The organism is Neobacillus sp. NPDC093127, assembly GCF_044754175.1.
Taxonomy (GTDB): domain Bacteria; phylum Bacillota; class Bacilli; order Bacillales; family Cytobacillaceae; genus Neobacillus.
In genome coordinates, this window is record NZ_JBIVOP010000005.1 from 274,301 (window position 1) to 282,153 (window position 7,853).

Here is a 7,853-nt window from a genome sequence, read left to right on the forward strand (position 1 = left end):
CCAATAATATGCTATAATGTTGGTACCTATGGGTGAAGTCATTCGTCAAGAAGGAGAATTACACACAGGCTTAGCTCATGTTATTCAATTTGTCGTCCAAAAACCAGAATAATTTGCGAAGGTGGGAGCGAATATCGACGTTATCCAAATTGGTTCTTTCCCTATCATGATGAGATGGGTTATTCTCGGAATGGCTTTTGTGGTGGGATTTACTTTTCTAAAGATCTGGCTGCTTCGTTCACAAAGTAAAGATTTAGGTAAAAAAATATTCGATGCAGTATTAAATAGTGTTTTTGGGGGCTTTCTAATCTGGAAAGGCAGTTTATTGCTGCTAGAGCCAAAATTAGTTATTGATAGTCCCTTGTCGTTATTGTATTTTACCGGAGGGACTAAGGGATTAATTTTAGGGATAATTGGAGCAATCATTTACTTCTTTTTAAAAGCAAGGAAGCTAAAGTTAACTAACTTTATGATCCTGCAGCCCACTCTTATTTTTTTGTTTGCTGTTATGAGTGGGTATTTTTTATTGAACCTTGTTTTAACTGAAAAACACCCGAATGTAAGTACTTCAAGTACAATAAAAGCTGAAAAAATTGGACTTGAAGAAGGAAATATGGCTCCTGATTTTCAATTAATGATGATTGACGGCACAGAAATCAAACTGTCTAATATGAGAGGGAAAAAGGTTATTTTAAATTTTTGGGCAACCTGGTGTCCGCCATGTAAAGCTGAGATCCCACACATGCAGGATTTTTATGAGGCCCAGGATAATAATAAGGTTGAACTACTGGCGATAAATCAAACCTCATCAGAAAAAAATACACAAAGCGTTAAGGAATTTGTAAAAGAACGTAAATTAACTTTTCCTGTTTTACTCGACCAAGAAGGTGACATTGGCAGCCGATTTCAAGCAATTACGATTCCAACAAGTTATTTGATTGATTCTAAAGGTATTGTCCGCAAGAAAATAGTAGGGCCGGTGGATAAAAATATGATGCACCAATTAATAGAAAATGTTGATTGATAGGTGAGAAGGTAGCTGCCATTTTTGCTTGCCATATATTAAAGAGGTTGGACTTTCCAATCTCTTTTTATATTCCCAAAGCGTACATTTTTTCATCTGTTGGAACAGAAAATTAGAAATATTTCTGGATAAATGGAGAAAAATTATACGGAGAAACAGGATTGTCCTATAACCAGACAACCCTTTTTGCTGTTATTTATTCAATTCAACCGTTTCATTAACATCTGTCGATTTAGAACTTTTCCCTGTCATGCGTTTATAGAGAAAGGCGATTTTCTTCGTAAAATTACCGGTTTCCCAATATTCGGCTGCTTCCGCTTTTACTTTTATCAAGACAACGTTAGGATCATCATAAGAAGTTTGCATAATTTTCTCATATGCCTTGCTCCACAATTCCTTTTTCTTGTCTAAATCATCAACGATTTCTGCTCTTCCACGAACAGAAACATAGGATTTACCTGCATAAGCCACATTAACTTCTTGATCATGTAAAATTTCTTCATATTTATTAGTCTCTTTTTTAGTGAAAAACCATAAGTCACCATCAAACTCTACTTCTTGTGTTTTCATAGGACGAGAAACAAGCCCTACTTCAGTTACCGTAGTCAGCATGGCCGTGTCTACGTCTTTGATTAACTCTCTTAATGTTTCCATTTCTTCTTGTTTCATCATGTTAGACATTTCCATCACCTCATTAATGTTCATAGATGTAATCTACCCTTTACACCAACTTTTATTCAGAAATAGAAAATGTTGATTGATAGGTGAGGAGGTAGCTGCCATTTTTGCTGGCCATATATGATAGAGGTTGGACTTTCCAATCTCTTTTTATATTCCCGAAGCGTACATTTTTCATCTGTTGGAACAGAAAGTTAGAAATATTTCTGAAAAAATAGAGAAAAATAAAACGGAGAAACGGAAAGGTCCAATTAACTGGGGGGACATCATGGCGAACATCTGGAAGGTAGTTCCGGCAACACTATTAGTCCTTATTATATTTAGTGGAATGGATTCAGCGGGAATAAGTACGGCTGAGACAATAGTTCCACAAATTGCGGGAGAGTTTGGAGTGGCCATAGATGTTGGAACTAGCGAGATTCTTTACAATAAAAATGCCCATTCAAAAGCTTATCCTGCGAGTATGACTAAAGTGTTAACGGCAACTATTTTAGATGAACGAATGGATGATGGTGAAATATTAACGGTTAGCCCAAATGCTGCAGGTCAAGAATGCATTTGTCTAGGGTTAAAAACTGGAGAGAAGATTTCTAAACAAGATGCTATGAAAGCTTTATTATTAGTAAGTGCTAATGATGTCGCCGTTACAATTGCAGAAAATGTAGGTGGCAGCGAAGAAGGATTTGCTGAGCTTATGAATCAGAAGGTAAGAGAATTAGGTCTCAAAAACACCCATTTCGTTACTCCAAGTGGTCTGCATGATCCAAACCACTTTACAACTCCATATGATATGGCTCTTATTACAAAAGAAGCCGTTCAACATCCGAACGTACTAGAGGTAATGTCTACGCAGGCCGTTAAAATAAAAACAAGCATGCAAGAAAAAAACATCAGTAATCTAATTAAACTTCATACCATGCCGAATGTCATTGCTGGTAAACCCGGGTTTACAAATGCAGCTCATCATACGCTTGTAGAATATTTAAAAAAGGATAATAAAGAGGTCATCTCTGTTGTCATGAAGTCAGATAAACAATCAAAATACATCGATGTTCAAACAATGGCAAACTATTCATTTGCTCATATGCAAAATACAAAACCAGTTTCTGAAGAAGATATAGCAGAGTAATTTTAATTATGGGTAGATGAAACCCTTGCGATTCTTTAATAACGAAGAATCGCTTTTTGCTTTTTGAAGTAATGTGGCATTTAATTCCCTAAGCAGGAAATCTGCACATGGGCATTGAACTTTATAGAATGTGGCTTAATAACTAAGGATATTGGAGTGTGTTTTTGTGAGAAAAGGAATGATTATTGTTCTAAATGGTGCATCAAGTTCAGGCAAATCAACTTTAGCAAAGGAGATAGCAAAGTTACTTCCTGACTTTTTTACTTTTAGCATAGATGATTATGATTTAGTCATAGAAAAAATGGAAGATAGAGATAACCAGCGGCTAATACCTATTGAAACAGAATATTTTTATTATAGAAATGTGGCAATGTTCTCAGACCGAGGTATTAATGTAGTACTTGATCAAATTCTCCATGACCCTAAAACATTACAAAATTTTTATGAAACTCTGAACTCTTACCCAATACTTCTTGTGGGAGTTCATTGTCCTGTCGAGGAGCTAAAGCGCAGAGAACAGTCCAGAGGAGACCGCCAAATCGGGCAAGCAATTTCTCAGCTCAGTTTTGTGCATCAGCAAGAAATTTACGATGTTGAATTTAATACATACACCCAATCAATAACGGAATGTGCAAGAGAAATTGTGGACCGATTGGAAAGTGATACACCATTATTAGGATTTAAAAAATCGCTTGAGGAATTCGAATCTTCAAAAGTATTATCAAATAATTATGATTAAATACTTTGTATAGAACTTAGGGTTTTCTTTGCGATTGTGAAAAACATTCTTTAAAGGGTGCGATCATTAATAGCCGTATCTGTTTTTACTTTCCTGAGACTTGAACTTTTAGCCTTATAAGAAATCAATGGATTAATGATTATTAATAAATACCCACGGTCCTCCAAGTAGTGAACAACTGAGGAATGATAATGTCCTGTTGCTTTTAGGACGATGGGCGGTACAAAATTAGAATGAATAATGAATTCATTAAAACACAAATTAACAAACTAAGACCAAATGATTCGCACATGAGGTGGGTATGATGAATCGGGTCGGAAAATATGCCATTCAAAAAGATATGGACGAAACGGGCTTATTAAAAACGGCGCTTGAACTTCCAGAAAAAGACAAAATGTTAATGTGGTCAGAGGGGTATATCGACCTTGTTATTGATAAATTACCGGAGTATGGTAAGGATATTTTGGTGAATCGCAAAGATAAATGGGAAGATACGAAAGCTTATTTTCAAGACCAACTTGACAACATCCTTTCTAAAGAAGAAGTAAAAGTGAAAATGAAGAGCGAACGAAAAGAATTCGCTCTTTTTGTCATCGAGAATTTTAAGGAGTTTCAATCTTTACTCTTTTTGTGTTATGACGGGAATTTAAAAGACCTTGATTTAAGAAAATTCGTTTACCGAAAGAGATATGGAACAAGAAAAATTAACTCGTAGGTAAATTATTTCACTTAAAGAAAGGGGTGCTTAAATGGAATAAGAAGAACCCAGGGCCGTCAAAAATGGTCCTTTTCTTTTTATTTCATACAGAACATTTTCGAATGTTATTCAGCAATCGGGCCATATTCTTGAATAAAAAATTGTGGAAATAATGGCATTTTGAGATGATTGTTATTAAGTTAAGGTTAGTTTAAAACATCAGGAACTTTATTCAGAAATAAATGCTGTAAATAATAAAAAAAGGTTGGCCGAGATACAATATCTAAATCATTAAAGGGAGGAAGAATTATGTCCAATAAAGCAAGATCTAGAAGAATAATTATAGATTTAGCAGTTACTTTAGATGGTTTTATTGAAGGGAAAAATGGGGAAGTTGATTGGTGCATCATGGATTCTGAGATGGGGTTTATTAATTTCTTAAATCAAATTGATACTATTTTGTATGGAAGAAAAAGCTACGATTTATGGGGACAATTTACTCCAGAAATTGAAGATACTGATACTGAAAAAGAAATATGGAAATTAATTCATAGCAGGGAAAAATATGTGTTTTCGAAGGCTCAAAAAGGGTTTGATAATAAAGCAATATTCATAAATGATAATATTCTTGAAGAAGTAAACAAATTAAAGAATAAGCCGGGTAAAGACATCTGGTTATATGGTGGATCAAGTCTTATTACAACTTTTATCAATTTAGGGCTTGTTGATGAATTTAGATTATCTGTTCATCCTGTTATTTTGGGAGAAGGAAAACCGTTGTTTATTGATATAAAACAGAGATTGAATTTAAAAATGGTTAATACAAGAATGTTCTCCTCTGGCGTTGTGCAGCTAATCTATCATTTGAATAGATAATCTTGCACATTCAAAATTATGTTGGTGGGCTAAAAACAACGGTTGAGATGGGGCAGCGAAACGGCTTAGTATATTCAGTGGATTACAAGAGCAGTCAATAACAAATTGAGGGGAGGTTTATATTAGCCAAGCCTCAAAAAGATAATTACGTAAAATATAAATTTGACGTAATTATGTGCATTATGTAAAATGTAGAAGTGAGGTGATTTTATGGTAAATCAAGCGAAGCAGCAAAATTTTAAAAAATTGCAAGTCTTACTTAATGGATTACCCTGGTATGTTGATGAGTACATTAATCATAAGCTAAGAAAACTTTCTACAGCGTCGCTGTTTAATTATTGTCATGATTATAAAATATTTTTCAACTGGATGGTTAGTGAGCAATTAGCGACCTGCAGTGTTAAGGAAATCCCCTTAGGCCGTTTGGAGCAACTAACCGTGCTAGAGGTCGAAGGTTTTTTAAACTTTCTTCACTATGAATTAAATAATAAAGAACTAACGGTGAATCGGAAGCTTTCCGCGTTAAAATCGCTGTTTAATTACCTGCAAAACATTGCTGAAACACCTGATTTAAAGCCTTATATTAACCGGAATGTGATGGCGAAAATTGAATTCAATGAAGTTAAAGACAGCATGGAAACAAAAGCGAATAAGATGGAAGGCAAGATTTTACTTGGTGATGAATATGAGAAGTTTCGCCTTTTTGTTGCCAATGAATACGGAGAATTGAATAAAGACAATAAGAAACTATTTAATTTTTATCAATTTAACAAAGAACGCGATACCGCAATTGTCTCGTTAATCTTGGGATCTGGGCTGCGTCTTTCGGAGTTAATTGGCATTGATTTAGATGATCTTGATTTTAGCAAATATTGTGTCCGGGTCATTAGAAAAGGAAATAAAGAACAATTCGTTTATTTTAGCCAGGTTGCTATGGCTGATTTGCAAGAATACCTATCTATTAGGACGGCTAAGTACCAAGTAGATAAGACTAATAAGGCATTATTCATTTCTGCGCCAATCGGTCCAAAAGGAAAATCACGCAGGCTAACGGCTAGATCTGTTGAGAAACTCATTGAAAAATATGCAGCGGCATTTGGCAAACCATCGTTATCGGTACATAAGCTTAGGCATTCATTTGCTACCAGATACCATGCAGAAATCAATGATGTGCCAAAATTACGACGCCAATTAGGTCATTCATCGATACAAACAACAATGATTTACACGCATATTAAGAATGATGATCTAAAAATTGCTGTTGATAAGATGGATATACCAAAAGAACAAATGGAATAAACTACTATTGCTGCCACTATTGGCAGCTTCATTTTTTCATTTTTATCAGTTTACATAATATTATTACAGTAATAAAAATTAGAACCGTCTCAATTCCTAAGTATACTTATCAATACCTAATTTCAACAAATATTCTATAATACTCAATAAATACATATTAAACATGTCTATTATGTTAAATATCTCATTTTCTTGAGTATACTTGTTAGTGAGACAGAACTAAGAAAAATTTTTATATTTTTTAAGGTATTCTTATCTTTAATATCTCATTTTCTTAAGTATACTTGTAGTGAGACGGAATAAAGAAAAATTCATTATTTTTAGGGGTATACTTATCTTAAATTTAGACTTTTAACACTTCCTCCCCCCCATCATTAGAGTGTATTAGGCAATAATAATATGTCGTTTATGGCAGTATATTTTTACATAAAAAATCATCCTGTGTTATGATTACAGTCATAAAAATGGGGAGTTCAATAGCTTTGACCGTTGTTATCTTTTCTAATGTATCCTTAAATATATCAAAAACTTCTTCGAATGAAATGGGTGAATTCTGTTTCGACCGTTCTGAAATTTTTTTCGCAACATAATGTAAAAAATCCAAGTTTTTATCGTCTTTCATCTTCATACTCCTTTTTACCAAAATCAAATTTCCCTACCTTGGTCTTTATCTTCTTTCTCTTTCAAATAGTTTTCATAAGCCTCTTTTACTTTATCTGATTTTGGTGCATCTTTTGATAGCATTTTATGGATGCCATTTAAAAGGTACAGACCTCTAAACAATGAACCTGCAACTATGCCGAAAGCAAGGAAACCACCAACCAAAGGACCCATCATAAGCAATATATAACCTAATATAACCGATAAAATAATTGATATTATTAAATACAAAGCAAATCCCCCTTTTTATTCTATTTATCTGTAAATAATCATATCCTTTAATTCCCATACTTTTAATATATAAAACCTACTTTAAAAACAACAAATTTTACGAAAACAGCGTTTATAAATAATATTTTTCCAAGTCCTTAATTATTTGTTCAATCAATTTATTACTCCCTAAAGCCAAAGGATATATATCTGAATCTTCATAAACATTCAAAACGGCATCTTTATAATTGTCTGATGATTCTATAGCAAATGTTAAGGACTGCACTTCAAGTCGTTCATTTCGAGTTCCTTCTATATATATGTGTTACTGACGTTCTATTTTGGCAAGAAATTGACGGTATTATTTGTCCTAAATCTGACGGAGATATTGGCCGATAGAAAGGGGAAGCCAGTAAGTTCCTTTAGCTTCCCTCTCAACTAAATATCAACCTGATAGGTTTCGTTTTGTTTTAAATAAAATTTTGTCTCATTCCTACCAACGATAATATACCAATCCCTTCCGAGTTCAATACGGCAAGAA

Annotated in this window: 10 protein-coding genes and 1 pseudogene; 6 read left to right on the plus strand and 5 right to left on the minus strand. The window is 33.9% G+C overall.

Features of this window, described 5'->3' with window-relative positions:
- The first annotated feature begins 202 nt into the window (after positions 1-202).
- Positions 203-1,024: a peroxiredoxin family protein gene (locus ACIQCO_RS09855; protein WP_400427917.1), complete on the plus strand. Its 822-nt coding sequence runs from the start codon at positions 203-205 to the stop codon at positions 1,022-1,024.
- 192 nt (positions 1,025-1,216) lie between these two features.
- Here the strand turns inward: ACIQCO_RS09855 and ACIQCO_RS09860 are convergent, their stop codons facing one another.
- Positions 1,217-1,705: a pyridoxamine 5'-phosphate oxidase family protein gene (locus ACIQCO_RS09860; protein ID WP_400427919.1), complete on the minus strand. Its 489-nt coding sequence runs from the start codon at positions 1,703-1,705 to the stop codon at positions 1,217-1,219.
- A gap of 265 nt (positions 1,706-1,970) precedes the next feature.
- On the opposite strand from ACIQCO_RS09860, the gene ACIQCO_RS09865 reads away from it, so the two are divergent.
- Together ACIQCO_RS09865 and ACIQCO_RS09870 are read left to right on the plus strand one after the other, a co-directional pair.
- Positions 1,971-2,831, plus strand: a complete 861-nt coding sequence (locus tag ACIQCO_RS09865; protein ID WP_400427921.1) for a D-alanyl-D-alanine carboxypeptidase family protein — start codon at positions 1,971-1,973, stop codon at positions 2,829-2,831.
- Positions 2,832-2,997: 166 nt separating this feature from the next.
- Positions 2,998-3,570, plus strand: a complete 573-nt coding sequence (locus ACIQCO_RS09870) for a chloramphenicol phosphotransferase CPT family protein (protein ID WP_400427924.1) — start codon at positions 2,998-3,000, stop codon at positions 3,568-3,570.
- Positions 3,571-3,647: 77 nt separating this feature from the next.
- Here the strand turns inward: ACIQCO_RS09870 and ACIQCO_RS09875 are convergent.
- Positions 3,648-3,791: pseudogene (locus ACIQCO_RS09875) on the minus strand (IS110 family transposase); the annotation flags it as partial.
- A gap of 83 nt (positions 3,792-3,874) precedes the next feature.
- On the opposite strand from ACIQCO_RS09875, the gene ACIQCO_RS09880 reads away from it, so the two are divergent.
- The 3 genes from ACIQCO_RS09880 to xerS all read left to right on the plus strand — a co-directional run bounded on the left by ACIQCO_RS09880 (position 3,875) and on the right by xerS (position 6,442).
- Positions 3,875-4,285 (plus strand): hypothetical protein, encoded by a 411-nt coding sequence (locus tag ACIQCO_RS09880; protein ID WP_400427927.1) that lies wholly within the window; start codon positions 3,875-3,877, stop codon positions 4,283-4,285.
- A 291-nt stretch (positions 4,286-4,576) separates the two neighbouring features.
- Positions 4,577-5,143 carry a dihydrofolate reductase family protein gene (locus ACIQCO_RS09885; protein ID WP_400427930.1) on the plus strand — a complete coding sequence of 189 codons (567 nt, stop codon included), beginning with the start codon at positions 4,577-4,579 and terminating at the stop codon, positions 5,141-5,143.
- Between the two features lie 210 nt (positions 5,144-5,353).
- A complete protein-coding gene (gene xerS / locus ACIQCO_RS09890) occupies positions 5,354-6,442 on the plus strand; it encodes a tyrosine recombinase XerS (protein WP_400427933.1) in 1,089 nt (362 codons plus the stop codon).
- Positions 6,443-6,848: 406 nt separating this feature from the next.
- Here xerS and ACIQCO_RS09895 read toward each other — a convergent pair whose 3' ends face one another.
- The 3 genes from ACIQCO_RS09895 to ACIQCO_RS09905 all read right to left on the minus strand — a co-directional run bounded on the left by ACIQCO_RS09895 (position 6,849) and on the right by ACIQCO_RS09905 (position 7,843).
- Positions 6,849-7,064: a hypothetical protein gene (locus ACIQCO_RS09895; protein ID WP_400427936.1), complete on the minus strand. Its 216-nt coding sequence runs from the start codon at positions 7,062-7,064 to the stop codon at positions 6,849-6,851.
- A gap of 23 nt (positions 7,065-7,087) precedes the next feature.
- Complete coding sequence (locus tag ACIQCO_RS09900; protein ID WP_400427939.1) at positions 7,088-7,333, minus strand: hypothetical protein; 246 nt, start codon at positions 7,331-7,333, stop codon at positions 7,088-7,090.
- A 417-nt stretch (positions 7,334-7,750) separates the two neighbouring features.
- On the minus strand, positions 7,751-7,843 hold the full coding sequence (locus tag ACIQCO_RS09905) for a hypothetical protein (protein WP_400427973.1): 93 nt from the start codon (positions 7,841-7,843) through the stop codon (positions 7,751-7,753).
- Between the last annotated feature and the right edge of the window lie 10 nt (positions 7,844-7,853).